Origin of the sequence: Streptomyces sp. NPDC046870, from assembly GCF_040704595.1 — a bacterium.
GTDB classification, from domain to species: Bacteria; Actinomycetota; Actinomycetes; order Streptomycetales; family Streptomycetaceae; genus Streptomyces; species Streptomyces argyrophylli.
Genome location: NZ_JBEYXM010000015.1, coordinates 16,114 through 41,444, shown reverse-complemented (window position 1 = coordinate 41,444; position 25,331 = coordinate 16,114). Strand labels below are relative to the sequence as shown.

Here is a 25,331-nt window from a genome sequence, read left to right as displayed (position 1 = left end):
CGAACGCGCCGCGGCCGGCTGACCGCCCGGTTCTTTCCGTGGGAAGCGTGTCTTCCTGCGGCGGTCTGGCCTGGGCCTGGGCGAGGAGGAGATCGCGGCCATCTTTGATCGAGTGGGCCGGCCCGGCCCGCTGGTCTGGGAGCACGGACGTGAGGAACCACTGAGGCCGGTTCGGATGCTGACCCGCTGAAGGGGCTTGTCACTGCTCGATGTGTGATCGGGCGGCGGTGTCGTACTTTTCGCGGTCGCGGCGGATGGCGTCGAGGTTGGCTTCGGTCCAGGCGACCAGTTCGGCCAGGACGGCGTGCAGACTGCGACCGCGTGGGGTGAGCGCGTACTCGACCCGGGGCGGCACGGTGGGCTCGACGGTGCGGCTGATCAGGCCGTCCCGCTCGAGGCGACGGACCGTGGTGCTCAGCATCCGCTGTGTGATGCCGCCCGCGGCCCGTCGGAGGGCGTTGAAGCGCAGCGGGCCGTCGTCGAGCCGGCAGATGACGGTCACCGACCACTTGTCACCGATACGGTCCATCACATCGCGCAACAACTGGTCACGCTCGGAATGTGCGCCCGACTCGACCATCGCAGATGGGGCCACGTGGTACCTCCGGTGATACCTGGGCGGTTCAAAGTGCTCTCTTGTGGCACTCCCAAGGCGGTTCCCACCATATACCGGTACCTGTTGTATACCGCCAAGAAGTGGAAGCCGTCGTGCCAGACACTCCTCCCACATCCACCCCGATCATCATCCGGAACGGCCGCGTGCTGTTCCCCGACGGGACGACCCGGATCGCTGATGTCGTGATCCGGGGCGGCCGCATCGCCGGCATCGGCGAAGACGCCACCGTCATCGGCGACGAAGAGATCATCGATGCCCGCGACCAGCTCGTCATGCCCGGTCTCGTGGATACGCACCGGCACATGTGGCTGGGAAGCCTGTCGGCCAGCTCCAGCGACGTGACCTTGTATACCTACGCGCAGCAGATCAACGAAGGACACGGCGACGCATTCACCTCCGAGGACGTGTATGCGGGCGTGCTGTGGGGCGCGGTCCAAGCGATCAACGCAGGGGTGACCACCGTCGCCGACTGGGCCCACAACCTGGGTTCCGAGGCGGACATCGACGCCAACCTGCGTGCCCTGCACGACAGCGGCATCCGGGCCCGGCTGTACTTCGGCGGCAAGGCCAGTTCCAGCGGCGATCACTCCCGCTACGAAGCACAAGCCCGCCACCTGCACGCCACACATGCGCCGCACCGGGTGGAGGGCCGGATCGCGCTCGGGCTCGCCGTACGCGGTCCGTCCATGGCCACAGCGGCGGAGAACGACTTCGAGTTCGCTCTCGCCCGCGACCTGGGGCTGCCCATCTCCCTGCACGCCGGCATGGCGGGCCTGCCCGGCGCGGTCGACCAGCTCGGAAGGCAGGATCTCCTCGGACCGGATGTGAACTACGTCCACGCCAACGAGTTCACCGAACAGGAGTGGAAGCAGGTCGCGGAATCGGGCGGGACCGTATCGGCCACCCCGAGCGTCGACATGACCATGGGCCTGGGCACCCACCCCGCCGTGGGCGCCGCACTGGACCACGGCGTGACGGTCGGCCTCGGCGCCGACACGGTCGCCTATGGCCCCAGCGACCTGTTCACAGATATGCGGCTGGCACTGGCCGCCGAGCGGTCCCGGACCAACGCGGAACCCATCAGCCGGGGCGAGATGCCCGCCGCCCTGCGGTACAGCCACCTGGACATGCTGGACCTGGCCACGCGCGGGGGCGCCCGGGTCCTCGGCTTCACCGACCAGATCGGAGAGATCACCGTCGGCCGGCAGGCCGACCTCATCACGCTCGACCTGCCGGCCCCGCACCTCGACAGCTTCGACAACCCCGTACTCGCCGCGTTCCTCAACGCCGGGCCACGTGACGTCGACACCGTGATCGTCGGCGGACGAATCCTCAAGCGGCGAGGCACACTCACCGACGGCCTCCTTCAGAAGGCACGCCAGGAGGTGCGCCGTTCGCGGGCCCGCATCCGCGGGCGATCGCTCTGACGGCAGTCGGCGTGCCGCGGGCAGGCGGCTTCTGTCCCTTACCCTCTGGTTCCCCTGTGCGCGATCGCCTCGAGCGAGCGGTGAAGTTCCACCGCGTGGTCGAACCCAGGAGCCTCGGATTCCCGGCCCGACAGCGCCTCGGCCACCTCCGCGTACAGGTGGGCGACGTTGTGGGCCGGCGTTCCGGCCAGCCCCGGGAACCGGTCGTACCCGGCGGGCAGTTCGAGCGGGGACAACGCCTCCCGGCCGTGTGCCCCTTCGACGGCCAGAGCGGCACTCATGGGCAGGCCGACATCCCCGGTGATCCGCAGAGATCCTCGCGTCCCGTCGATCTCCCAGGCGAACGGCGTCGTCCGCGGCGCCCCGCCCCGGAAGTGCATACTGGCGACGGCCCCGCCCGGCAGCCGGCCGGTGACGGCGATCTGGTCGGGTGCGGTCTTCGCGATCGCCTCTCCTGTATCGGTGTTGACGGCCTGGGTGCGCAGCGTCGCGATCGTCGCCGTGATCCCGGTCAGTTCACCCAGTGCCACCGCCTGCATGTCGAGCGCGTGGGCGAAGGGAATGGTCATCATCGTCGCTCCGTTGGCGGCGTCCGCGGTATAGGCGGACGCCGACGTGAACGTCGCTCCGCCGCCGGGGAACGAGCAGATCATCGATGAGGAGAGGACCTCGCCGACATAGCCGTCGGCGATCAGGTCGCGGACCCACCTCGTCGTCGGTGACACGTGTCCCTGCAGTCCGGTGAACCGAGGTCCGGGGCGTCCCGCATCCCGCAGAAACTCGGCCTCGGCAAGGTCGCGCGCCAGCGGCCATTCGCAGAGGATGGCCTTGCCGGACTCGAGTACAGGCTCAAGCAGCTTGCGGTGCTCGGGCACCCGCACCGTGATCGCGATCAGATCGATCTCCTCACGGCTCGCCATCTCAGCCACCGACGCATATCCAGGCACGACGTAGCGCTTCGCGGCTGCTGCGGTCGACTCCGGCGAACTGGCCGCCAGTCCCCGCAACTGCACCCCGGGAACCGCCTCGATGGCCGGCCAGTGGGCCACGGCCCCCCAGTTGCCCGTCGCGCTGAGGCCGACGATGCCGACCCCGATTGTGCTGCTCATGGTTCAGACCTCCGGAGTCGACGAGATGTGTCCGAGCCGGGGGCGGGGACTCCTGGCCGCCTCTGCTCTGGTCTCCGATCGCCGTGGTGGCAGGAGTCGATGGGCGTGAGCCGGACCGCGCGACATGGCACACCCCTCATATTTGAGTTGGATCGACGAAGTCAGGAGCCACGGGCCACCGTATCAGAGCTGGATTGGGAAAGCAGATTCAAAGGACGTGGGGACGGCGCGAAGGGGGCGCGAAGCAGGCGCTCCGGCGGCACCCAGCCTTGCGCCGACCGACACCTCACTTCGGACAACAGAGCCAGCTCGGCTAAACTGTCCGCATGAGTCGGAAGGCAGCTGTGTCGGACCCCATCTGCGCGATCGCCCGCAGCCTCGACGTCATCGGGGAGCGCTGGTCCCTGCTGATCATCCGGGACGCCTTCTACGGCCGAACCACCTTCAACGAGTTCCGCGCCTCACTCGGCATCTCCACCGACGTCCTGACCGCCAGGCTCAAAACCCTCGTCGACGAGGGCATCCTGGAGCGCCGCCCCTACCGCCCCGAGGCCGGCGGCCGCGGCTCCCGGGAACGCCACGCCTACCACCTGACGGAGGACGGCCGCCAGTTGCGTCCCGTGCTCGGCGCCCTCCTCGATTGGGGCAACAAGCATCGCCCCAATGACTACGGCCCCTCCTCAGTGCTCGTCGACACGAGGACCAACCGGCCCGTGCGCCTGGCCTTCGTAGACGAGGACGGCGGCGAGGTCGACGTCGCGCAGGTGGACAGCGTTCTCGGGCCCGGATACTACGCCTGGAAGGCCCAGACCCCCGACGGCGGCAGCTGACCGCCACGCCCCCTTGCCTTCCCGGTACGACCGCACCCGCGCGCGGGCTGAGAACTCCTTCGGCTGGTGTTCCAGGGCATCCTGTTCGTCCTGCACACCGGAATCTCATGGGAACACCTGCCGCAGGAACTCGGCTTCGGTTCGGGCATGACCTGCTGCAGACGCCTGGCCGAGTGGACCGAGGCCGGCGTGTGGCCCGCTCGTTTGGCCGGCTGCTCAGCACGTGCGTGCGAGGAGTTCCTGTGACAGGGTCCACAGGCGTCGGGCGTTGTCCGGGTCGACGGCGTACCGGGCGACGCCGTCCAGGGTGCCGGAGCGGCGGTCGATGACCTCGGTCTCGTTGCAGTCGACGAAGTAGCGGCCGCCGACGCCTTCGAGGAGAGGTGAGGTGGCGAGGAGGACGGAGGTGGCCGCGCCCTGCTCGACGGTCTTGATCAGGTGAGCGGGGACTCTGCCGCTGCCCCGTCCCCCGGTATGACGCTGCAGGTTCGTGTAGATCGCGCCGGGCATGAGGGCGTTGGCGGTGATGTTGTCATCGGCCCAGCGGCGGGTGGCTTCGACCGCGAAGAGGACGTTGGCGGTCTTGGACTGGCCGTAGGCGAGCCACGGGTCGTATGGGCGGAAAGCAAAGTTGACGTCGTCCCACACGATGGGTGACCGCTGATGGCCCGTTGAACTCACCACGACGATGCGCGCGTTGCCGTCGGCGGCCAGAGCGTCGTGGAGGCCGGTGGCGAGGGCGAAGTGGCCGAGGTGGTTGGTGGCGAACTGCCATTCCCAGCCCTGCTCGGTGTACTGCTCGGGGCAGGCCATGACACCCGCGTTGTTCACCAGGACGTGCAGCGGGCCCCGCCACGCGGTGGTGAAGGCGGTGACCGATGCGGGACTGGCCAGGTCCAGGTGCGCGACATGCACCTCCTGGTTGCCGGTTGATTCGGTGATGTCCTCGGCGACGCGCTTGCCCGCAGTGACATCCCGGACGGCAAGGGTGACAGCCGCGCCCGTGGCGGCCAGGGCCCGGGCCGTCTCCGCTCCGAGGCCGGAGGAGGCACCGGTGACCACCGCGCGGCGGCCGGTCAGGTCGATGCCTTGCGAGACTTCGGCTGCGGTGCTGGAGAAACCGAAGGGGGTGGTGACGGAACCCATGAAGTGAACTCCCGGTGGTGTGCTGCGAAGCGAGGGTCAGGGGGTGAGCATCCGGTCCTGTCCGACCGGGGGCGTGCCGCCGTGCCAGGGCAGGGCCTTGCCGAAACGGACCAGCTCGCCGTATAGGGTGGGGTCGACGCGCTCGGCGAAGATCAGGTCGAGCACGGCCTCGGCGGCCTGGGCCGGCGACTGGGCCTTGCTGTAGTCGCTGAACCAGGGGCGCGAGGTGGCGGTGTCGACCATGCCGGGGCACACGGCTGCGACCAAGGTGCCGGAGGCGAGGTCGTGCTCGCGGCGCTCGGCAGCGGCCGCGCGGACGCCGGCGACCTGGGCCACCTTCGAGGGCACGTTCAGCCAGACGGGCCAGCCGGCCTCCCGCGCGGTGCCGCTGTGGAGGGCGCTGCGCCAGGACTCCACGGCGTACTCGACCTGATCAAGGCTCGCGCCGTCGAACAGGTGGTGCAGCCTCGGGCTGAGGTGGCCGAGGGTACCCAGGCTGCTGGCCACGACGAGCAGCCGGCCGCCGGGCCGCAAGACCGGGCCGAAAGAGCGCAGGACCGCATGGGTGGCGACGTTGGAGACGTCGATGAACTCATCCGCCCGCTCCGCCTGCGGCTCATCGGGCAACAGGCGGGCGACCGCGTTGGAGACAACGACGTCGGCCCCTCCGAACCGGGCCCGGACCTCTTCGGCGAGACGGGCGATGGCATCGGTGTCGGTGACGTCCAGGACCCGGCCCTCGACTCGGGCACGCGTGCCGAACAGTTCCGTGACCTCGCGCGCGGCGTCCACCACCCGCTGAGGGTTCCGGCCGGTGAGCAGCACGAGGTCGTTCGGGTTCATGCGGGCCGCCAGTCCTTCGACGAGAGCGCGGCCGAGCCCCTGGTTAGCGCCCGTCACCAGGGCTATACGCGAAGCATTCATGCACGCCACGCTAGGAACCCGCGAACCATGAGTCCAACGAAAGTTCCGCACGTCTGGTATGCGTAAGCATCATGGATTTCGATGTGTCGTTGACCGCCCTGCGCGTCTTCCGTGCCGTCGCCGAGCAGGGAACCTTCACGGCGGCCGCCGCCTCGCTGGGCTACACGCAGTCCGCGGTGTCCCGGCAGATCGCAGCGATCGAGCGGGCGGCGGGTGCCGAATTGCTGGAGCGGCGGCGCCAGGGAGTACGGCTCACCGCGGCCGGCCGCGTCGTCATGAACCGCGCCACGATCGTGCTCGACCAGATCGAAGCGACGGCACGTGAACTGTCCGGCCTGCCCGGTCAGGCCGGGACCGTCCGCCTGGGATGGTTCCCCAGCGCGGGCGCGGTGCTGGTGCCGCGGGCCCTGGCCGCCCTCCGCCGGACAGACCCCGACCTGCACGTCGTCGGCCGGGAGGGAAGCACGCCAGCGCTGGTGCGCGCCCTGCGGGCCGGCAGTCTCGATCTGGCCCTGCTCGGCTCCGCACCGCCGTTCAGACCGCCGGACACAGAGACGCCGCCGCTCGCTCTGCAGACCCTCACCGAACGGGGCCTGCGTCTGGCGGTGCCCGCCACTCACCCGCTCGCCCACGGCGACTTCGTCGACGTGGCCGACCTGCGCGGGCAGCGCTGGATCGCAGGCTCCTCCTCGGGAGAAGACCGACTGATGGGTGTGTGGCCGGGCCTGGACGAGCGGCCCGACATCGCGCACACCGCGCGTGACTGGCTCGCCAAGCTCCACCTCGTCGCGGCCGGCCTGGGACTGACGACCGTGCCTGCCACCCTCGCCCCGGCCGCACCTCCGGGCGTACGCATCCTCCCCGTCCGAGGCGGCCCTCAGGAACAACGGCGGCTGCTCCTGGCCCGTCTCCCTCAGCCGCCGAGTGAGCCGGTCACCCGCGTGGCAGCCGCCCTGCGCGCCGCAGCCCTCGAAGCAGACACGCCCACTGCGCTCTACTCGCCGCCGTGACGGCGCCGGAAGCCGGTCCTCGGTCACGCGGTAGTCGCCTTTCGCTCCTTCAGCGGGACCCCCGTTGCCCGAATCATGTCCGTGCGCAAGTCGACGGCGTACTGCCGGGCGAATCGGTTGGCCTCCGCTACCGAACTGCTCAGCGACCGCAGGCCGTCCGGCACCCTGCGGGGAGCTGTGCCGCCTCTGCCGCCTCCCAGGCCTGCCCCCGCTCGCCCGCCGCCCCGCCGTTCTGCGGCCGCGCGGCGACGTGCTCGGAGGCGGCCTGCCGCCGTGGCCCCGTCTGCGTCCGGCCTCCGGCCGCCCGTCGGTGGTCTGCCGTCCCGAACGTGCGGACGTGACCGGCGAGTGCAAGGGCTGTTGGCGCGCGCCCGGCCTCCGGCCGCCTGCTGCCGTCTCCTGTCCCGTGGCCGCGCGCCGCCTGCCCCGCCCGCTGCGCCCGACCCACCCGTGTCGCGCCGCCCCGCCGTCCGCACCCGCCGCTGTTTCCTCCGCGCCTGCGCGCCGTTCCCCGGCGGCCTGGCGGGCCCGCGCTCGTCCCGCCGTGTTCGTGCGTTCCCGCCCGCGCCGGTGTGCCGTGTTCCCCGTCCACTCGTGCACGGGCCGCCGCGCTGTGCCGGCCTGCGCCGCCTCGTCCCGCCGCCCTTGGGCCTGCGTGCGCCGTCCCGCCCGCCGCGTGTCCGCCCGCCGCGTGTCCGGCCGCCCGAGCCGCTGCCGCGCCCGCGCCGCCGTCCCGCTTCTTCCCGGTCGCCCTTGGAAGATCCGGCGGCCACCGCCGCCCGCCGTCCGGCCCTCCCCGCATAGGACCGGACCGTCGGGCCGTGTCGTGCCCGCACCGGCCTCCCGACCGCGCGCCGGGCCGCCTGCCGCGCGCTGGACCGCCTCCCGCCGGCCGGGGCTCGCGCGGGTCCCGGCCCCGCCCCCGCTTCGCCCGGCGGCCGTGCGCTGCCGGACCCGGCCGCGGCGCCTCCGCGCCCGCCGCCGTTGCGGAGGCCGGCCCCTGGCCGTCCCCCGTCCTGTGGCCGCGGCCCGCATGCTGCGCCCGCCGCCGCGCCTGCCCCACCGTTGCGCCCGTGCCGCGCCGCCCCGCCGTCCGTGCCCGCCGCTGCCGCGCCCCCGCCCTCCGCGCGGCTCCCCGGCGGTCTGGCGGGCCCGCGCTGGTCCCGCCGTGTTCGTGCGTTCCCGCCCGCGCCACGCCGCCTCCCGCTTCCTCCCGGCCACCCTCGGCAGTCCCGATGCCGACCCCCGGCATGACCCCGGCCGCGCCCGACACGGGGCGATAGCCACCGCCAGGAGCAGGGCGAGCGGCGGCACTGGAGGTCCCGCCGCGGCTGACCACCGCGCAGGCCCGACCCGGCGGTACGCGGAGCCGTCGCGCAGGGCGTGCTCCGGGCTGGGGACCGGCCCGTTACAGCTCGCGCGCATCGACTGGCCGCGCGCGGCAGGACAGGCATGTGTGTGACGTCGAGCCGTCATACTCGCTGGTACGGCCCGGTTTTGTGAGGCTGTACGTCACGCTGACGCCCTGGCGTGGTGGGCTGCGCGGCGGCGCCACGCTCTGGAGCGGCAGCGGCCGGAGCAGTGCACCGCGTCGCGGCGGCGGTCGCCACCGGCGAACGTGATCCGGCCGCACTCCGGGCAGGTCAACAGTCTGATCATGCGCCTGTCGCCGGTCCACTCCGCTTCGGCCAGCATCATCCCCCACGGCCATGATCCGGTCGGAGACCCGCCGGGCCCGGTACGCCTGGGCCCGGCACACGCCGTCGCAGTACCGGCGCCTAGCCGACGCGCTGCGCGGCAGCCGGGCCCCGCAGGACAAGCAGAACCGAATACGGGCCACGCCTTCAGCGTCGTTCGCCGGGCCCCCTCCCGCAGGCCCTGCGCTGTCGGAACTCGTCAACGTCCGATTCCGCCCCGGCGCTCGCAAGCCTCCCGTACCGTGGTCGAAGGGCGGAGCACCCTGCCAGCTCCGGAGACATGACAGAGGGCGACACCCCAGGGGTACCGCCCTCTTGTCTGGGCCTGATTGCTCATGGCGTGCCGGGTCAGTTCCACGCGTTCGTGTAGGCGTTGATCCGCTGGTGGTCGTGGCCGAGGAGTGCGGCCAGCTGCGGGCCTGACCACAGGGTGAAGGTGAGGGCGACCTCGCGTGCGTCTTCCACCTCGTGACCGGGGCGGAGGTAGCCCAGGTAGGGCACTGCGAGGCGGGTGAGCCGTTCCCGTTCCGTTCGGCGGTGGCGTCCGGGTGGGGGGTGAGGTCGTCGGCGACGACTGCCAGGATCTCGATCGCGGTGGGGCCGGCCGGGTGCGCGTGCTGCTGGGTGCGGGCGACCTGGTCACCGAAGTCGCACAGCCACCTGCCGAACCGGTCCGGGTCGCGGCCGAATCACCGCGCGCTGGGCTGCGTGCCGCCAGCCGGGCTCGCGCGGGTTCCGGCCGGCGCTGTGCCTGGCGGCTCGGCCCGCTGCACCCCGGGTTGGGCCTGCGCCCGGCGGCCCATCTGAGTTGCTGCTGGTCGTACGCCCCGTGTGTGCGCCGTCCCGGTTCGCGCCGGAGGTTCCTGGCCGCGCGCCGCAGTGTGGTGTCCGCTGCCTGAACGACGCTGCGGACGGGGTCCGCTCGTGACCGTACGGCAGGATGTGGTCATGGCGATTGAAGGCGTGCGCTGGCTGGCGGAGTCTGAGTGGTATTACAGCGTCACCTTCGCCCGTGGCATCACGCCGGAGGAGTTGGCTGTACGCCTGGGGGCCAGTCCTGGCGCCGCGCGTGCGACGGCCACGGCGCAGGAAGCGGTCGCTCTCCTCAATGATCCCGACGTCGGCGTCGCCCGGATCGGGCAGGCGGGGGGATGGGCGTTCGCCGTCGAGTACGGGGAAAGCCGCGGCGCCCGGCACGACATCCTCACGGGTATCTCGCGCGCCGGCGTGGAGGCCGTGAATCTCGACCCGCAGGCGTTTCACCCGCCTCCGCTCTTCTCCTACGCCGCCGGCGGTGAACTGCTGTGCTCGTTCGGTCTCGGTGAGGAGCGGCGACGGTGGGGGATACGGCCGGATCTGCTCCAGGAGGACCTGACGGCGGCGGGCATTATCCTGCCGACCGGGGATTACCTGCGTGTGAGTGCCGAGCGGCACCATCACCGGCTCGCGATGTCCCTGGGCGTGATCGAGAGGCATTTCGGGCTTACCTTGCCCCGCGATCTGCTCGAGTACGGCCGGCTCCCCCTCGCTGTGGTGAGCGGCAGCCTCGCTCTTGACTCGCTGGGCAGTGACGCCTGATACGAGGGTCTGGTGCGGACCTAGCAGCGTGAGGTTCGGCGCTGTGCTTTGGGTCGCCCCCCTGTACCCACTGCCGCTCGCGCCCTGGCCACCAGCATCTAGAGCCGGTCCCGCTCCGCCCACCGTTCGAGGGTGAGCTCATCGGCCCTGCGGCGAATCACAGAGGCCACGTGCCTTGTGCCGTCCGGCTCGTCCGTCCTCCGGCCACACCGCATGCAGTCGTCTCCGCGCCGGCGCCCGGCCCCGCCGTACCGCCGTCCGCTCAACTGGCCGTCACGCTCTGCGGCCCCCGCGCCGTGTGCCGTCTCACCCGGCCCGCGCCCGCGCTGCGCCCGCTGTGCCGGGCGCCCGTCGTCTGCCCGTTCGTACCGCGCGCTCTGACTCCGCACGGTTGCCGTAGCCCCGCGTTCCCCGGCGCCCCGCCCGGTGGCCCTGCCTCGGTTCCGCACCGCCCGCGGGTCGATCGCCGCCCGTCCCCGCGCTTGGTACCCGGAGGCTCCGCCCGCCCGGCGCGTCCGGCCCGCCCGCTGCTCGTCTCCGCCCGGCCCCGTCGCCCGCGCGCCAGCCCGGGTCGCCCGGTCGCGCCGATGCCGCCAGCGCCTCCATCTGGCCGTCCGGCAGCCTGCGCCGCCTTTGCCGCCTCCCGGGCCGGTCCCCGCCTGCCGCCCGGCTGTCCCTGTGGCGGCCCGCCTGGGCCCGCCGCAGGGTCGTCACCCGCCCTGCTCGCGGACGCTGACTCACCACCCATGGCGCGGTGGTCACGTTTCCCCGTCCGGGTTGTTGGCTGCGCGGGGCGCACAAGGCCAGCCCCGTTCACCATGCGGGCGGATAGCCTGCTCCATCACTGCGTTTGCTGACTTCGAGGAGATGTCGAGGGCGTGGACGGTGTTCGGTGGCTCGCGGCAGGGGACCATTTCGAGCTGGGCTATTGGGTGCTGTTCGCCCGGGGCCTGGAGTCGGCCGAGTTGATACGGCGCCTGGAGCCCGTCACGCCTGTGCCTGAGGCGGTGACGCGGTGGGGCGTGGATGCCGTCGAGGATGAATACGACGGTGTGGTGATGAGGGCGGGCGTCAGCGCGGGCTGGGCGTTCGGGATCGTAGAGGGTGGTCCCGTCGGTCGAGCGTCGAACCAGGCTGTGGAGGCGCTGTCGGCTGGTACGTCGGCTGTGGAGCTGTGGCGGACGGTCAACGCCGACATGGGTTGTGCCTTGGCCGAGAACGGGCGGACGGTATGCCGTTTCGAGCCAGGCCGTGAGTACGAGCGTGCGGGAAGCGAACCGGACCGGCTGTTGCCCGCCCTGCGACGCGCCGGGCTCGTCCTGCCCGATGGGTCGACGCCCTTCGAGCACGGGCACGACGTTCCGGACGCCATGCTGCGAGTACTGGCTGTGGTTGAGGCGGAGTTCAGTCTGGACCTGCCCCGCCGTGCCGTGCTTGAGGACGCACTCACCGCAGCTGTGTTGCAGGTGTAGCCACGGGGCCGCATGAGAGCCGAAGGCACGGGATCAGGTGGCTGACCTCGTCCCGTGCCCTGGCTTAACCGCGGCGAGCGGGCCTTGCGCGGGTCCCGGCCGGACGGGTCCCCGGGCCGCCGGCGGTTTGGTGGCCTGCCCGCGCCGTGCCCCGTTGCGCGGGCCCGCACGCGCCTTGCTGGCGCACCGGCGCCCCGCGCTGCCCGTGCCTGGCGTCTTCCCGCTGCCGCTGCGCCCGTGTGCCGTCCCGTGGCCGGCCACCCGCCGCACCGGCCCCCTGGGCCGTCGGCCGGACGGGCACGCCCTGGGCCCGGCCGTCCTGCGCCCGGGCCCGCCGCCGTACTGCCGGTGCCTCCGCGCCGTCCCCCGCGCTGTGCCGGTCTGCTGCGCTCCTTCCCGCTGAGATGCTTCGGCCGCTGGGAGCTCTCCCAGCCGCACGCCGCTCGGCGCCGACCGCTGCAGGACACGGGCCGTGGCGGCGCCGGACACTACTGAACAGGCGTCTTGCCGGCCCCGCGGGTGGGTCGGGCCGGGCGCGCTGTCCGAGGCCTGCTGGCGGGTCTGCGCTGCCGGGAACGCGTCACGCTGGCCGAAGGCGGGCTGGCTGAGGGGACGGAGCCCCCCTGCGCCGGCGGTGTCACGGCCACCTCACGGCCTCGGCTTCAGGCGTGGGCGTTGCGGAGGTAGGCGGGCAGCAGCTGGCAGACGGCCGGGTCCACTTCCCAGCCGGGGTCGGTGAGGTGGTCGGCCGTGATGACGATGTGGTGGCCGTGGTCGGTGCGGACGAGAACGAGGAACGTTTTCACCCCGGCTGTCCCGGCCGGCGAGGTAGGCGGCCAGGACGGCCTGCCCCAGCTCAGCGGGATCCGCGCCGGTCGTCGCTCGGCCGAGGTCTTTGCAGATCCACACGTCGCTGAACCGCTCGTGCATCAGGATCTCCCACCGCACGTAAGCGGGCATGCCGTCGCGTAACACAACAGCGATCATGCCCCCACCAGCCGGCCTCCCATACTGCTACCTGCGAGTACTGGCCGGAAAGCATGCCTCTCCCACCGGGGCGAGGGCGGCTGGCACCGACCAGACTTACCCCTCACCGGCGCGGCCCGAACCGAGGGCATCAAATGGGCTACACCGGGCGGCCTTTGCGTTCTGCCGTTCCCGGGCGTGATCACACGGGCCCCCAGGGCGCCTACCTCTTGCCGCTGTTCCATACGATCGAGCAGGCCCGCGGTGAGCACGTCATACCGGCAGCCGCCCGGACCCGCCCCGGTCAACAGCCTCGCCAGCAACGACGCGCCGCTGGGCCCGTACGCAGGTGCGCACCTGATCCGCAGGTCCTCCGCTATCGGCTTCTTCCCGCGCCGATGCGCTGCCCGGTGACAGCATCTCGCAGTCGACCTCCGTACATAGGCTTCCACGTATGGCCAGCCGATCTTTTCCCTACGACCGGTTCCTTGGTGAGTTCCAGGAGCTGGCGCACGGCCGCTCCGACGGCCCTGCACTGCGCGACTCGGTCCGCGACCACGCTGCCCCGGACGAGGAGAAGCTGGTGCGTTACCTGCGGGCAGGATCAGCCCTTGCCGTAACCGGATCACCGATCCACGACGCACTGAGTGGCGAGTTCATCGGTGCGTTGGAACTGCACACCGACGGCGAGTGGTTCTGGTACTCAGATCTCGCTCACTATGTCGAGCGCTACCACATCCAGCTGGAGGCAATCTTCATCGATCACGCACGCGCACGCCACTGGACTCCACCCACACTCTCCACTGAAGACCTCATCGAGATCGCAGACACGTTGGAGGCGCTCGATACCGAAGGCTCTGCGGGTGCACAGAGCTGTCCTAGTTGAATGCCTGAGAGGTCTCAGGCCAGGCGCAGTGGGGTCGAAGATGACCTCGGTCAGCCCGGGAGTCGCCGGCAGCTCGACAACGACCACCACGCGCACATCAGTTAAGGGCGACTTGGCATCGTGGTCGGCAACGACGTCGTTGGTGCTCTTCGCGTTCGAGTGTCAAGGTGGCGAGGTCGAGCAGGGCGTCTCCCTGGCGCGTATCGGATTTGGTGACACTCGTCTCCACCACCGCACGCCGGATCCGCAGCCCAGCCTGCCGCCTGCCCTGCCTGCAGTGGGCCTGCGGCAGCCCGTCACCGATACCCCGGCAGCCGCACCAAGGCCGCAACCAACTCCGGCGGCAAGCTGGTGCGTACTGCCGCGCGGGTCAACACCTTTGGTCCGAGCCCTGCCCGCTGGCAGCCGGCCCCCGGACGGTCCGGTTGTCGGCCTTTCCGGTCAGCTGTTTCCGTTAGCCTTGCGTTGATCACCAACCGGCGTGAAACGAGCCAGGGAGAGACATCGTGGTGAAGGTCCTTATCGCTGGGGGAGCCGGTTACATCGGCAGCACGGTCGCCTCGGCCTGCCTGGACAGCGGCGTCACTCCCGTGATCCTCGACAACCTCGTCCGAGGCCGCCGTGAGTTCACCGAGGGCCGTACCTTCTACGAGGGTGACATCGCGGACGGGGCGCTGGTCGACCGCATCTTTGCGGAGCACCCGGAGATTTCCGCGGTGGTGCACTGCGCGGCGCTGATCGTGGTGCCGGAGTCCGTGGCGGACCCGATCGGTTACTACGAGGCGAACGTGGCCAAGAGCCTGGCCTTCGTCAGTCACCTGCACCGCAACGGCTTGGACCGCATCATCTTCAGCAGCTCAGCCTCCATCTACCAGGCCATGGACGGCTCGCCCGTCGACGAGGACTCGCCGCTGGCGCCGCAGAGCCCCTACGCACGGACCAAGGCCGTATGCGAGGAGATGTTCGCCGACATCGCCGTCGCGGGGCCGCGGGTGCTGTCTCTGCGCTATTTCAACCCGGTCGGCGCCGACCCTCAACTGCGTACCGGGCTCCAGCTCAAAAGGCCCAGCCACGCCCTGGGCGTGCTCATCCAGGCACACGAGGAAGGCCGTCCGTTCCCGGTCACGGGGACGGACTACCCCACACGCGATGGCTCGGGCATCCGGGACTACGTGCACGTCTGGGACCTTGCTGCGGCTCACATCGCCGCGATCAAGCGTTTCGACTCCATCCTCGAAGGCGAGCAGCGCTCCATCGCGATCAACCTGGGCACCGGCTCGGGCACCACAGTCCGAGAGCTGTGCGCCGCGTTCAACAACGTCGTCAGCACACCCGTGACAACCATCGACACCGATCGGCGGCCCGGTGACGTCGCCGGCGCCTACACCAAGAGCGACCGGGCTGCCGAGCTGCTTGGATGGAGCCCGAAGCTGACCCTGGAAGACGGCATCCGCTCCGCCCTGGACTGGATGCCCGTGCGCGACGCACTGTTGAAGGACTGACAGAAGGGCCCGCCGTCGCGGCTCTTCCCGGGCCGCTGAGAACTCGACGCCCCACCCACGCACAACGGGCTAGGACACCGGTCGCTCCAGATGAGCTCCCTGCGGCGGCGCTGCCGGGCGGTAGCGGTCCGCCACTGGGGGCCGAGATAAGGCTCTGCAGCGCCCGTTCGCGGATGATGCTTTTACCCGCGGCGCGGTGCTGGCGCTTGCGTTGGCTCTTCGCCGGGCTTGTGCGCCATGAGCGCGAAGTCTTCTGCCCTGGCCTGGCGGGTGGTGCGGGTGGTCAGGTAGAGCGCCGAGGCGGCCATCAGGATCGCCATCACGGCGAGCATGAAGCGGTAGTCCACCAGTGCGATCAAGCCGGCTCCGGCAGCGATGGCTGCGGTCTGCGAAGCCCCTATCAGCACGTTCAACGCGGCGTCGGTGCGTCCCATCACAGCGGCAGGGGTGCGTCGCTGAAAGAGGGTCATGAGGCCCGCGAGAATCCAGGGCAGGCTCGCTCCGATGAGCGCGATGCCTGGTGCGACCGCGAGCAGAGAGGGAACGGCACTCAGGAGAAAGCCTGCGGCGGCACAGGACAGGCCGAGCACCACGGTCCGGGCTTCCCCTGCACGGCGCATGATCATTGCGGCGGCCGTCCGGCTGCTATGGCACCTGCGCCCTGCAGTGAGCTGAGGACGCCGAGGAACGCCGGCGGACGGTGCAGCCCCGCGTCGGCGACAGCGAACAGGACTGATTCGGAGAAGCCGAACGCCACAACGGCGAGCACCGCGGCGAGGGTGAACTGACGCAAGGTGGGGGTGTGTGCGATGTAGCGGAAGCCGGCGGTGATCTGAGGGCCGGCTTCCTGCCGCGCCGGCTGCGGGGGATCCTCCCGCCGGCGGTCCAGTTGCGGATGGGGCGTCGGTCGGGAACTGGTCCGGCTGCGTGGCTGAGGGTGATGCGCGGTGCGCACTCCGCTGCGGGATGGCCATGCGGACGGTGCGGCTGCTGTGAGGACGGCGGAGGCGAGGGCGTTACTAGTGCGGAAGCTCGGTAGTCCCGGAGGCCGAGAGTTTCCGCCCGTGAGCGTTCGGCGAGGCCACACCGACCTGGCGAGCACGGCCTTCTCGACGACACTACGGACCCTCTGGTTACCGTGCCCGCCTCATTCCCTGGGCGCGTCGCGTGCCTGGGGCGTGGAAGTGGGTGTATGCAGACCCGAAGCCTCGCGGCTGCTGGCGCCGAGCGGGGATCAGGGGATCGGGGGTGGCTCGTGGCAAGCGGGGCATTCGAGGAGCTGCAGACCGGCGGGTTCGGGCCGGCCACGTTGGATCTGTTGCGGCGGCTGGTCCACCAGGTGCGCCGCGCATCCGGCTTTCCGCCCCCGGAAGGGCACACTGTCTGGAGTGATGACGCGGCCTACGACGTGATCAGTGCGATGTGGTCCCAGGAAGGAGCGGGACAACGGTTCGTGACCGTCTGCTTCGCCCAGGCCGCCGACGAGGCCTCATTAGAGCGACTGTTCCTCACGTCGATCAAGAACTTCCTCATCGATGAGGCAAAGAAGACGCCGCGGGGCAAGCTCCGGCGCCGCATCGCCCGCTTGATGAGCGAGGACACGGCCTATCGGAAGAGGAAGGGCTCACCCCCGCGCTGGGCGCTGGCCGACCATGCCGAAGGAGCTGTGTGGCAGGGAAATCTCGACGATCTCATCGCATACGCGGCACGGGTGACCGGTGTCGGTATCACCCGCTGGAACCATTCCGGCCCCACACCCAAGCAGACAGTCCATGCCCTGAAGACCATCCTCTCGCGCGTGCTCCAGCACGCCCAGGGAGCGGTGCGGGAGGAAGACCTCGCTAAGGTCCTCGAGGCCCGCTTTGAGCTCCTGGCAGCAGCTCTTGTGGAAGCCCACGCCTGCGTTCAGCAACACGGTGAGGGCCCGCCATGCCGCGACGTCTCGCCGCCGGGGCGCCGCGAACGCTGATCCTGCGTGGACCATCGGCTCCGCACAACGCGGACAAATCCGCTGCTCGCCCTGTCGTTGGGCTGCTTGTACGAGACCCGGCAGGAGAGGCAGACGTACGAGGTTTTCCCATTGGCCACCTGCTCAGCCTAAAGATCGCTCAGAGAGCTGGCCAGCAGTATTTCGTGCGCTGGAGACCTCGGCTGGGATGTATGAGCCCGTCCCGCTCAACTGGCCAACTGAAGTGCTTATTCAAATGACCCGTTACCCGGCCCGAAAAACGACACGGAACGGGCGGCGACCCGTCAGGCCGCGGACGACTGCCAGCGCCAGGAGAAGGGAGGCACCGACTTCCTCGACTCGGAGAAGGAACTGGGATGGCTCTGACAGAACTGGAAGCCCTCGCGGCCCGGGCGCGCTTCGACCTGGAGAGCGCCGGCTTCACACCGGTGCCACCCGACCACGAGGACGACCCCCAGGGCGGCCTGCTCGTTACGGACGGGACCGGTGGCACACCGGGTTCGTCGACGCGCTCGGTGTCGGTGGCCTGCTCGGCCAGGTCGAGGGCCGCACCGCCGCCGACGTGCTGGCCTGGCTGTCTACCACACCTCTGTCCTGGCGCAACAGCATCCGGCACGTCGCCATCGACATGTCGGCCACCTACCGGGCCGCGGTCCTGACGGGGCATGGCCTGCGCGCCAGTTGGCGGACGAGACGGTCTGACCTGGCCGCCACCTAGGGAGAGGGTGGGGGCGTGGCCGTGGTGTGCGGCTGCACGTCCTGGAGGCCGCGGGCGCGCTGCAGCGCTTCGAGCCGGAACTGTGCGGCGGCATTGAGGTCCCGGCGCTGCTCCGCGCTCAGTTCGCGCAGGTACCGGGGCCCCACCCGGTCGACCACCCCTGGCAGATCGACGGCAACGGCGCACTCCGCGTCGGCCTCGGCTATCCGTACCTCCTCCCGTGGCGCGGCGCCTTGCGCCGACGGTACGCCATGGCTCCGGCGGGCGGCGGCCGCCCGTGCGTCCTCCATGGAGGCGAACGGCAACCCCTGCTTCTTCATGCAGGTCGCCCAGTTTCCCAGGGCGCGCCGCATGGTGGCGTCGTCGGCGATCCGTCCGTGGACCGCGTTGTAGGCCTCCTGAGGCACGTACGAGACACTGGCCGCCGCCATGACATCACCGAAGAGTCGGCTGCGGCTTTGGGCGATACAGCCCGTGGTGGCGAAGGTGAACTTCGGGCCGCTCGACAGCCGCAGCGTGGCGCGCTGCCCAGGGTCGCCGGTGAGCGCACGGGCGTAGCTGCCCCGCTTCGCCGCGGGCAGGCCGGGCGGGTACTGGTCGTCGGGTGACGGGCCGGTGTCGGAGAAGCCGTAACCGAGGGTGCGCCGCACCTCGGGATCGGGGTGCCACGGGTCGTCGTCCCGGGCGGTGGTACCGGAGGCGGCCGGGTGGCCGAAGCCGTGTCCGGCCATGCACCGGCGGGTCAGCTCGTCCTCCGCTCGACGGAGGGTGCGCTGGTCCTCGCGGTAGGGGGAGGTCCTCAGAGCGAGGTCCACGGCGGCCTGGCTGAGCGCGGGCACGGCGGCCCGGTCCGGCCGTTCCGCCGGCTGCGCGCGAACGCAGCCGGCGGAACCGAAGGCCAACACGGCGACGACTGCCGCGGCAACGGCAGGTGTGGCCATCGGACGCATGCCGTCAGCCCTTACCCACACCACCAGTTGTTGGAGCTGATGACGTCGTTCCAGTTGCCCCCGCTCGGCTTGCCCCACTGGGTCAGATCCGCGGCCTGGGTGTCACGGTTGATCACCCACGAGGATCCGCCGTAGTTCGCGGCCTCGTACACCACCGCCTCACAGTTCAGTCCCTCGTTACGGATGGCCGAGGCGCAGTCGTTCCACCGCTGGGTCGAGTTGCACCCGCCGGTGAAGTTGCCCCAGTAGGTGTTGTTGCCGGATACCTTGCCCATGGCGCCGCCATAGTTGGCGTTGACCCAGAAGCAGAGGTATCCGCTCTCGTTCGGACAGTCGGTCACGGCTGCCTGAGCCGAGGGTGCGAGGGCCAGACCGGAGACGACAAGCGCTCCGGTCGCGAGCACGGACATGACGATTCGACGCACCGTAGTTCGGTCCTCTCTGTGGAGATGAACTTGCTGCCGACGTGATGACCTCCCGAGTGTCGGCGGCCGGGCTAGCACGGTGGTTGATCGTGAGCGCCATCCGGTTGCCGTTCCGTGCCTTCCCGCCCGGCGTTCTGTGCGACGCGCCGGTAGTCACCGGGCGGCATCCCGTAGGCGGCGCGGAACAGGCGACTGAAGTGGGCCTTGTCGGTCAGGCCCCAACGGGAGGCGACGGCCTGGACGGGGCGGTGGCGGTGGCGGGGGTCGGCCAGGTCGCGGTGACAGTTCTCCAGCCGGCGCCGACGTATCCAGCCGGCGACCGTCAGGCCCCTGGCCTGGAAGAGGCGGTACAACTGGCGGGTGGAGACATTGTGGGCGGCGGCCACCGCGGCCGGCGTCAGTTCCGGGTCGGCCAGATGGTGCTCGATGAAGGCACGGGTACGCAGGAACAGCGTGTGGTGCTGGGTTTCCAGCGGCAGCAGCCGTTCCGCTTCCAGATGGTGGGCGCACACGGCTGCCAGAAGATCGACCATGACGGTGGCCAGACGCGCGGCATCCGCCGGGGTGTACGAGCCGGCGTGGTCGACCAGCTGCTTCAGGAAGCCGGCCAGCAGCCCGCCCACGCCCTGGCCGGCGGGCAGCCGCGTGGCGATGAGGGAGCGGACACCGTCCTGCGGAAGCGGCAGGAGTGCGCGGGGAACCTGCACCATGATGCCGTTGACGGCGCTACCCGCGTTGCCGGCGTCCGCCCCCGCCCAGCCGTGCCAGGGCCGCGAGGTGTCGTAGAGCAGCATCTCGCCAGCCGAGCCCGTGGTGTCGTGACCTCCCTGGCGGATCCTGTGGCCACCACGCAGGTTCAACATCAGCTGGTAGCTCTCGGGGTCTGACCGCCGGATCAGCTTCGCGGGGCGGTACGTCTCCAGCGGCGGATACCGCAGAGCGGACACCTGGACCGCGCCCAGGTCCATCAGCCGCAACCGCGCCCGGAAGTCCGGCGTATGGTCGCTGCGCAGCCGGTTGGGGACTATCGTGTCGTTCACCATGCCGTGCCAGGAGTCGAACCGTTCCGCGGCCGGTAAGGCGCTCGTGCGGAACTCCGTGACCATCGTCATGAACCCTCCCTGAAGGCGCCCCGTTGAGCCAGGGTCGTGTTCAGTGAAGCTGCCACGCCTGAGTGCCGGGCCGGAAGGGGTTGAGGAACATCTGAGGTGCGGCCGTGGCGGTGGCCACAGGGCCGTACCGCCCTCGACGGTGCGCGCCGCAGCTTCTCGGAACGGATGCGGCAAGCTCCTCAGAACGGATACCAGCGCACCGTCTAGTACTCCAGCAGCACTTCGCACTCACAGACACCCGGCTCCGCTGTGAGTCACATCCCCTGTTTTCCCTGATGGACGTGGGGTGCTGTGAGGTTGTCAGGCGTAGGACCCGTTTCTCTCAGCCCTCGAGCAGGCCGCCGCAATCACCGCATCCCGCGACCGCGACATGATCCGGCACGATTACGGCGATTGACCGTCAGACCCTGTATCGGGTGCGCTCCTCTGCCGCCTGCGGCAGCACGCGCCTGCCAGACTCCCGGCCGGAAGTACCCACGCGCCCCGGGACGAGGACAAGGGTCACGGATTCGCGCGATCACCTGACTTGATCATGATGGCCGGGCTACGGCATGGGCGTGGGCATGCCGTGGAAGGAACGTCGTGACCAAGGACAAGAAGCGGAAAGCTGAGATCCGCGCCGCCCAGCAAAGCACCGGCCGCCGGTACACCCAGCTCGCCCGTGAAATGGTTGCAGCACCGGCCCGCACCGCCCGAACCTTTCTCCTCTCCGAGCTACTGAACGAGTGCGCCACCCTTCTGCCCGCGGACGTCGACTGGGGCTATGACGACGAGTACGCGCCGGCCGTTTTCCAGTCCCAGGTGCTCGGCGTAGCCATCCCCTACGGCACCGTGCTCGAACTGGCAGGCTCCCTTGCCCGGGAAGGGCACAAGGCACGGATCACGGTGGAGTCCATGAACCCGCTGGAGACGGCGTTCGTGGTGTGCAACGAACGCCGCTTCCGGCTCATCATCACCCAAGACCGGGCCGACGAGCTGTGCCGGACACCTGGCTGCCAGCACTCGCCCACCTCGTGGGCCTTCAGTCGACGCGACAGCCACCTCGCCGACTGCGACGCTCAGACCCTGGCACGCATGGCCAGCGACTGGGGGCACGCCCGAAACGAAGAACTCGACCGCGACCCAACCCGTCTCGGCGGCAGCCCCCGAGGCGGACCTGCTCATTAAGGCCGCCGTCGCCAACGGCGCCTTCGAACCGGTCAGCAGGTCCCTGCTGCACATGTGCTTCGAGGACCCTGACGTCATCGACGAAGTCTTCTGGAACGAGACGGACGCCCTCGCCATGATCGTCGACACGCTCCACCAGTTCATCCACGGCGCACGCCATGGCAGAGCCCGCTGACAACGCCGCTTACTGACGTCGGCTTTTTGGGGTGACGCTTCGTTGAAGAGCCCGGCGGTCGGCGCTTGCCCAGGCCAAAACCACGTGACATCGACTGGAGCGGCGGCCCAGGATGTCGCTGTGATCAAAATACGTACTGCCTCCTCCGACGATGCTTCCCTGCTTGCAAGCCTGAACGGCATCGTTCATGAGCTGCATGTGGGACATCGTCCGGACTTGTTCACGGACTCGCCCGAGCAGGATGTCGTTGAAGCGTTCTTTCTGGCCCGGCTGGCCGATCCCTCAGTCACCGCCTTCGTCGCCGATAGCTCGGACGGCAGAGCCCTTGGGTACGCCCAGGCTCGAGTCGTCAGATGGGATTCCAGTGCACTGTTCCGGTCGGACCTGGTCGTTTCTCTTGATCAAATCGCAGTAGTCCCCGATGCCGTCGGCATGGGCGTCGGCTCGGCGCTACTCGAAGCGGTGCGTGAAGTGGGACGCAAGGCAGGTTGTCGACGCCTGGTGACAGAAGTCTGGGACTTCAATGAAGGCGCTCGTGCGTTCTACGACGCAGCTGGTTTTCGACGTATGAATGTGCGGCTAGATCAGCTGCTCTGACTCGGACGAACGATTAGGGCAGTCTTTCAGGGCGGCAGTGGTGGGTCGAGGCCGAGGCCGAGGTCAAGGTCGAGTCCGGTTCCGGCGAGGAAGCCGTCGAGGATGGCGGGCTGCAGGCGTTTGAGCCGGTTGCGGACGAGGGTGTCGAGGCGGTCGAGGGCTACCGAGGCGAGGTTGGCCAGGCTGCGTTTGACGTGGGCCCACAGTCCTTCGGCCGGATTCAGCTCCGGCAAGTAGTCCGGCAGCAGGAACACGGTCAGCCGCATCGCACGGGAGACATCGGTGTTCAACCGGTCCCACACCAGCACGATCGGTGCCTTGACCAGCTGATGCACGCCGTCGAGTAGCTGGATGCAGTTGCGTTCGCCCATGCTGCGGCGCTCGTCCTTACCGCCGCGGTGCACCGCAGTCGGTGGCACAGTCGGGTCTTGGAGCCGGGCCGTACCGCGATGAGTCCGGCGACGGACAGGCGTCCGGAGCGGCGGCCGCTGACCGTCACGACCGGGGTGACGCCGCGCCGACCCCAGGTCCGTCCTCGGGGAGGCCGGCGGGTGAATCCTGCTTCGTCCTCGAAGGAAATCCATCCTCCGCAGGCCGCCCGTGCTCTTCCGGTATCGGACCGTGCTGGTGCTGTGCCGTTCCTTACAGCGCGCCGGTCCCACGGTCTGGCTGGAGTGCCGGTCTCCTCCCGTTCCCGGCTCGCCGCCGTCCCGGTCCCGCCTCGGCTCGTGCGTCCTGCGGCTCACCACCTGCGCTCGTCCCCGCGTCGTTGCTCGCTCCCCTCCGCGCGGCCCGGCTGTCCCTCCGGCCCGGCTGCCGACCCGCTCCCGCCGTCCGCTCAACTGGCTGTCACGCTCTGCGGATCCCGCGCCGTGTGCCGTCTCGCCCTGGCCCGCGCCCATGCTTCGCCCGGTGTGCCGGGCGTTTGCCGGCTGCCGGTCCGTACCGTGCGTTCCGGCTCCGCGGGTTGCCGTACGCCCCGCGCTCCCCGCCGCTCCGCCCGGTCGGTCGTCCCTGCCTCGGTCCCGTTCCGCCCGCGGGCTGGCCGCCGCGCGCCGCGCGGCTGTGTCGCGCCCCTGGGCCCCGCGCCGCGCCTGTACCGGTCGGCCGTCTCAAGTGGTCCTGCACCGCCCCTGCGCTTGGTGCCCGGAGCCTCCGCCCGTCCGGCCCGCCCACGTTGCTCCGATGCGTCTGTGCCGCGGACCGCTGTGCTGTCCGGGGCGCCCGCTCTGCCGCCTCCACTGCCCAGCTGCCCGCGCCGCCGCTCGCCGCCCGTCTCCGCCCGGCAGCGCCGCCCCGGCGGCCTGTCTCAGTCGCCTCCGCCGCCGGCTTGATGTCCGGCCGTCCCCCTGCCGCGCCCGCCACGGCCGCCTCTGCCTTTCCTCGGCCCTGGGCCGTCGCCGGGCCGTCCCGGTCGTCGGCTGCCTCGGCCGCGCGGCTGCGCCCGGCCGTCGGCCCGTCTCTGTCGGCGGCCTCGTGCCGGGCCGTGGCGGTCTGCCGCTCTCACCCCGGGTCTAGCCCGCCCTGTCGGCCACCGGCCGCTACTGGCCGCCGCGGCCCGGCCGCCACGTCGGCCGCCGTCGGCTGTCGGCCGTGAGCCGCCGGGCCATCGGCTACTGGTCCGGGCGCCAGCCGGTTCCTGTCGCTACCGTCCGCCCGTATCCTCCGCCGGCTTCCTGCCGCCGCGCGCGCGTGCCGCCTGTCGCCGCCGCCCTGGCGTTCTCGGTCAGCCGGTCCGATGGCGTCACGCGTTCCTGCGGTCGCGCGGCCGCCGCGGCGGCAGGTGCTTTCCCTGTGGATTGCAGCGATCGCGAGCACAGGAGGCTTTCGGCTGTCGGTCACGGAGTTGGCTGGTGGGAAAAGTGCGTGGCTGCTGAGTTCGCGGCGCCGGTAATGTCCGGTGTTCCGCCCCGCCGTACCGGCGGCCTACGTTCAGAGAGCGATGCAGATGACCAGCCGGCAAGCAACGACGACCCTGTGGCGTCCCACCGGTCCCAAGGAGCTGGATCTGGTGCGGGAGCTGAGCTGGCGTGCCTGGCCGCCCCGGCTGCCCGAGCAGCCGATCTTCTACCCGGTGCTCAATGAGGACTACGCGGTCAGGATCGCGCGGGACTGGAACGTGAAGCACGATGGCGCTGGCTTCGTCACTCGTTTCGAGGTCGAGTCGGACTTCTTGAGCCGGTATCCCGTCCAGCAGGCAGGCGGGCAGACGATCCTCGAGCTGTGGGTTCCGGCCGAGGAGTTGGACGACTTCAACGCCCACATCGTCGGAGAGATCCAGGTGATCCACGAATTCCGCTGAGGCGCGGAGGCTCGCTGACGGGGCACGCTGGCCCGGTGGGATGACCTCGGCCTGGCTGGTGTGATCACGGCGTCGGGGCTGACTTGGACAGCCCCGTCACCAGGTTCCGCCTGCGCGTCTTTGGACGGGTGACCGTGCTGCGACGCGAGTGCCAACGCGGCCCGCAGACGGCTGCACGACTGACCAGGGCCTGAGCCCTGGACGGCTGATCGGCGCCGGGGCCGATCCGGGATCACGCTTCCCAGTCCGCATAGTCTCCGATCGCCACGTCGTAGCAGAAGGTCTCCCAGAACCCATCGCCCGCGAGGGCAGTGGCGTCGATGCCGGAGATGAGCTCGCGCAGCTCTTCCGCCACTGCCTCGAACCCCTCCGCGTAGAACGGGAAGCGTGTGATCACAGCCGCAACGCATCGGTTGAAGGAGTCGAGGTCACTGTTGACGTGATTCACGCTCGATGACCCGATATGAGGTATATGCACTATGTGGCCACTGGCCGCATCGATGGCGATGTGTCCGAACAGGCCACTCGTCGCGATAGTGACCACCCCCCGTTCACCGATCCCCCGAAGTACGCCGACTCGCTCAGCGGCCGGTACTCGTATCCGATCAACCCGCCTGCGATGCCGGTTGTCCTGAGGTCGACAGCGATCTCGGTGGGCACCTCGGGTGGCAGCTCGATGACGATCAAGGCGAACGCAGAGCACGGTAGTTGTCACCATGGGCATCCGTTGACTTGCGGCTTCAGTGGGACAGA

Annotated in this window: 24 protein-coding genes and 3 pseudogenes; 14 read left to right on the top strand and 13 right to left on the bottom strand. The window is 70.3% G+C overall.

Translation table 11 applies throughout. From position 1 onward, the window contains the following. Positions 1–199: 199 nt before the first annotated feature. The gene (locus tag AB0946_RS27440) at positions 200–529 is read right to left on the bottom strand and encodes a helix-turn-helix domain-containing protein (protein WP_366763320.1); all 330 of its coding nucleotides are present in this window, start codon (positions 527–529) and stop codon (positions 200–202) included. Between the two features lie 179 nt (positions 530–708). Here AB0946_RS27440 and AB0946_RS27435 point away from each other — a divergent pair, with 179 nt between their 5' ends. Continuing rightward, positions 709–2,043, top strand: coding sequence for an amidohydrolase family protein (locus AB0946_RS27435; protein ID WP_366763319.1), 1,335 nt, complete (start codon positions 709–711; stop codon positions 2,041–2,043). Positions 2,044–2,081: 38 nt separating this feature from the next. Here the strand turns inward: AB0946_RS27435 and AB0946_RS27430 are convergent, their stop codons facing one another. Further along, positions 2,082–3,152 carry a Gfo/Idh/MocA family oxidoreductase gene (locus AB0946_RS27430; protein WP_366763318.1) on the bottom strand — a complete coding sequence of 357 codons (1,071 nt, stop codon included), beginning with the start codon at positions 3,150–3,152 and terminating at the stop codon, positions 2,082–2,084. A 326-nt stretch (positions 3,153–3,478) separates the two neighbouring features. On the opposite strand from AB0946_RS27430, the gene AB0946_RS27425 reads away from it, so the two are divergent. Both AB0946_RS27425 and AB0946_RS27420 read left to right on the top strand, forming a co-directional pair. Further along, on the top strand, positions 3,479–3,982 hold the full coding sequence (locus tag AB0946_RS27425; protein ID WP_366763317.1) for a helix-turn-helix domain-containing protein: 504 nt from the start codon (positions 3,479–3,481) through the stop codon (positions 3,980–3,982). A gap of 75 nt (positions 3,983–4,057) precedes the next feature. Next, a pseudogene (locus AB0946_RS27420) lies at positions 4,058–4,177 on the top strand (transposase); the annotation flags it as partial. A 21-nt stretch (positions 4,178–4,198) separates the two neighbouring features. Here AB0946_RS27420 and AB0946_RS27415 read toward each other — a convergent pair. Then, the gene (locus AB0946_RS27415; RefSeq protein ID WP_366763316.1) at positions 4,199–5,128 is read right to left on the bottom strand and encodes an SDR family NAD(P)-dependent oxidoreductase; all 930 of its coding nucleotides are present in this window, start codon (positions 5,126–5,128) and stop codon (positions 4,199–4,201) included. 36 nt (positions 5,129–5,164) lie between these two features. Beyond that, positions 5,165–6,052, bottom strand: a complete 888-nt coding sequence (locus AB0946_RS27410) for an SDR family NAD(P)-dependent oxidoreductase (RefSeq protein ID WP_366763315.1) — start codon at positions 6,050–6,052, stop codon at positions 5,165–5,167. A gap of 71 nt (positions 6,053–6,123) precedes the next feature. On the opposite strand from AB0946_RS27410, the gene AB0946_RS27405 reads away from it, so the two are divergent. The 3 genes from AB0946_RS27405 to AB0946_RS27395 all read left to right on the top strand — a co-directional run bounded on the left by AB0946_RS27405 (position 6,124) and on the right by AB0946_RS27395 (position 11,809). Next, positions 6,124–7,062, top strand: coding sequence for a LysR family transcriptional regulator (locus AB0946_RS27405; RefSeq protein WP_366763314.1), 939 nt, complete (start codon positions 6,124–6,126; stop codon positions 7,060–7,062). Positions 7,063–9,707: 2,645 nt separating this feature from the next. Beyond that, positions 9,708–10,337, top strand: a complete 630-nt coding sequence (locus AB0946_RS27400; protein ID WP_366763313.1) for a DUF6461 domain-containing protein — start codon at positions 9,708–9,710, stop codon at positions 10,335–10,337. A gap of 878 nt (positions 10,338–11,215) precedes the next feature. Continuing rightward, positions 11,216–11,809: a DUF6461 domain-containing protein gene (locus AB0946_RS27395; protein ID WP_366763312.1), complete on the top strand. Its 594-nt coding sequence runs from the start codon at positions 11,216–11,218 to the stop codon at positions 11,807–11,809. A 662-nt stretch (positions 11,810–12,471) separates the two neighbouring features. On the opposite strand, the gene AB0946_RS27390 is transcribed toward AB0946_RS27395, so the two are convergent. Beyond that, the gene (locus AB0946_RS27390; protein ID WP_366763311.1) at positions 12,472–12,615 is read right to left on the bottom strand and encodes a hypothetical protein; all 144 of its coding nucleotides are present in this window, start codon (positions 12,613–12,615) and stop codon (positions 12,472–12,474) included. Positions 12,616–13,229: 614 nt separating this feature from the next. Here AB0946_RS27390 and AB0946_RS27385 point away from each other — a divergent pair. Together AB0946_RS27385 and galE are read left to right on the top strand one after the other, a co-directional pair. Continuing rightward, a complete protein-coding gene (locus AB0946_RS27385) occupies positions 13,230–13,661 on the top strand; it encodes a hypothetical protein (RefSeq protein ID WP_366763310.1) in 432 nt (143 codons plus the stop codon). Between the two features lie 506 nt (positions 13,662–14,167). After that, positions 14,168–15,163 (top strand): UDP-glucose 4-epimerase GalE, encoded by a 996-nt coding sequence (galE, locus tag AB0946_RS27380; RefSeq protein ID WP_366763309.1) that lies wholly within the window; start codon positions 14,168–14,170, stop codon positions 15,161–15,163. Positions 15,164–15,345: 182 nt separating this feature from the next. Here the strand turns inward: galE and AB0946_RS27375 are convergent, their stop codons facing one another. After that, complete coding sequence (locus AB0946_RS27375; protein WP_366763308.1) at positions 15,346–15,756, bottom strand: hypothetical protein; 411 nt, start codon at positions 15,754–15,756, stop codon at positions 15,346–15,348. A gap of 29 nt (positions 15,757–15,785) precedes the next feature. Next, positions 15,786–16,118 carry a hypothetical protein gene (locus AB0946_RS27370; protein WP_366763307.1) on the bottom strand — a complete coding sequence of 111 codons (333 nt, stop codon included), beginning with the start codon at positions 16,116–16,118 and terminating at the stop codon, positions 15,786–15,788. Positions 16,119–16,355: 237 nt separating this feature from the next. Between AB0946_RS27370 and AB0946_RS27365 the strand changes: the two genes are divergently transcribed. Continuing rightward, a complete protein-coding gene (locus AB0946_RS27365; RefSeq protein WP_366763444.1) occupies positions 16,356–17,132 on the top strand; it encodes a hypothetical protein in 777 nt (258 codons plus the stop codon). Here AB0946_RS27365 and AB0946_RS27360 read toward each other — a convergent pair. After that, positions 17,037–17,251 (bottom strand): annotated as a pseudogene (locus AB0946_RS27360) (deoxyxylulose-5-phosphate synthase); the annotation flags it as partial. The gene AB0946_RS27365 and the pseudogene AB0946_RS27360 overlap by 96 nt on opposite strands. Before the next feature lie 68 nt (positions 17,252–17,319). On the opposite strand from AB0946_RS27360, the gene AB0946_RS27355 reads away from it, so the two are divergent. Continuing rightward, positions 17,320–17,850, top strand: coding sequence for a transposase (locus AB0946_RS27355; RefSeq protein ID WP_366763306.1), 531 nt, complete (start codon positions 17,320–17,322; stop codon positions 17,848–17,850). Here the strand turns inward: AB0946_RS27355 and AB0946_RS27350 are convergent. From AB0946_RS27350 to AB0946_RS27340, 3 genes are all read right to left on the bottom strand, one after another. Then, on the bottom strand, positions 17,847–18,791 hold the full coding sequence (locus AB0946_RS27350) for a hypothetical protein (protein WP_366763305.1): 945 nt from the start codon (positions 18,789–18,791) through the stop codon (positions 17,847–17,849). The genes AB0946_RS27355 and AB0946_RS27350 overlap by 4 nt on opposite strands. 20 nt (positions 18,792–18,811) lie before the next feature. After that, on the bottom strand, positions 18,812–19,225 hold the full coding sequence (locus AB0946_RS27345) for a peptidase inhibitor family I36 protein (RefSeq protein WP_366763304.1): 414 nt from the start codon (positions 19,223–19,225) through the stop codon (positions 18,812–18,814). A gap of 71 nt (positions 19,226–19,296) precedes the next feature. Then, positions 19,297–20,337, bottom strand: a complete 1,041-nt coding sequence (locus AB0946_RS27340) for a helix-turn-helix domain-containing protein (protein WP_366763303.1) — start codon at positions 20,335–20,337, stop codon at positions 19,297–19,299. Positions 20,338–20,919: 582 nt separating this feature from the next. On the opposite strand from AB0946_RS27340, the gene AB0946_RS27335 reads away from it, so the two are divergent. From AB0946_RS27335 to AB0946_RS27325, 3 genes are all read left to right on the top strand, one after another. Then, on the top strand, positions 20,920–21,504 hold the full coding sequence (locus AB0946_RS27335) for a hypothetical protein (RefSeq protein ID WP_366763302.1): 585 nt from the start codon (positions 20,920–20,922) through the stop codon (positions 21,502–21,504). 52 nt (positions 21,505–21,556) lie between these two features. Continuing rightward, positions 21,557–21,679 carry a hypothetical protein gene (locus AB0946_RS27330; RefSeq protein WP_366763301.1) on the top strand — a complete coding sequence of 41 codons (123 nt, stop codon included), beginning with the start codon at positions 21,557–21,559 and terminating at the stop codon, positions 21,677–21,679. A gap of 120 nt (positions 21,680–21,799) precedes the next feature. After that, positions 21,800–22,276: a GNAT family N-acetyltransferase gene (locus AB0946_RS27325; protein ID WP_366763300.1), complete on the top strand. Its 477-nt coding sequence runs from the start codon at positions 21,800–21,802 to the stop codon at positions 22,274–22,276. A gap of 26 nt (positions 22,277–22,302) precedes the next feature. Here the strand turns inward: AB0946_RS27325 and AB0946_RS27320 are convergent. After that, a pseudogene (locus AB0946_RS27320) lies at positions 22,303–22,775 on the bottom strand (transposase). A gap of 1,443 nt (positions 22,776–24,218) precedes the next feature. Between AB0946_RS27320 and AB0946_RS27315 the strand changes: the two are divergent. Continuing rightward, positions 24,219–24,578 (top strand): hypothetical protein, encoded by a 360-nt coding sequence (locus tag AB0946_RS27315; RefSeq protein ID WP_366763299.1) that lies wholly within the window; start codon positions 24,219–24,221, stop codon positions 24,576–24,578. Between the two features lie 232 nt (positions 24,579–24,810). Here AB0946_RS27315 and AB0946_RS27310 read toward each other — a convergent pair whose 3' ends face one another. Next, positions 24,811–25,296 carry an SUKH-4 family immunity protein gene (locus tag AB0946_RS27310; protein WP_366763435.1) on the bottom strand — a complete coding sequence of 162 codons (486 nt, stop codon included), beginning with the start codon at positions 25,294–25,296 and terminating at the stop codon, positions 24,811–24,813. Positions 25,297–25,331: the final 35 nt, after the last annotated feature.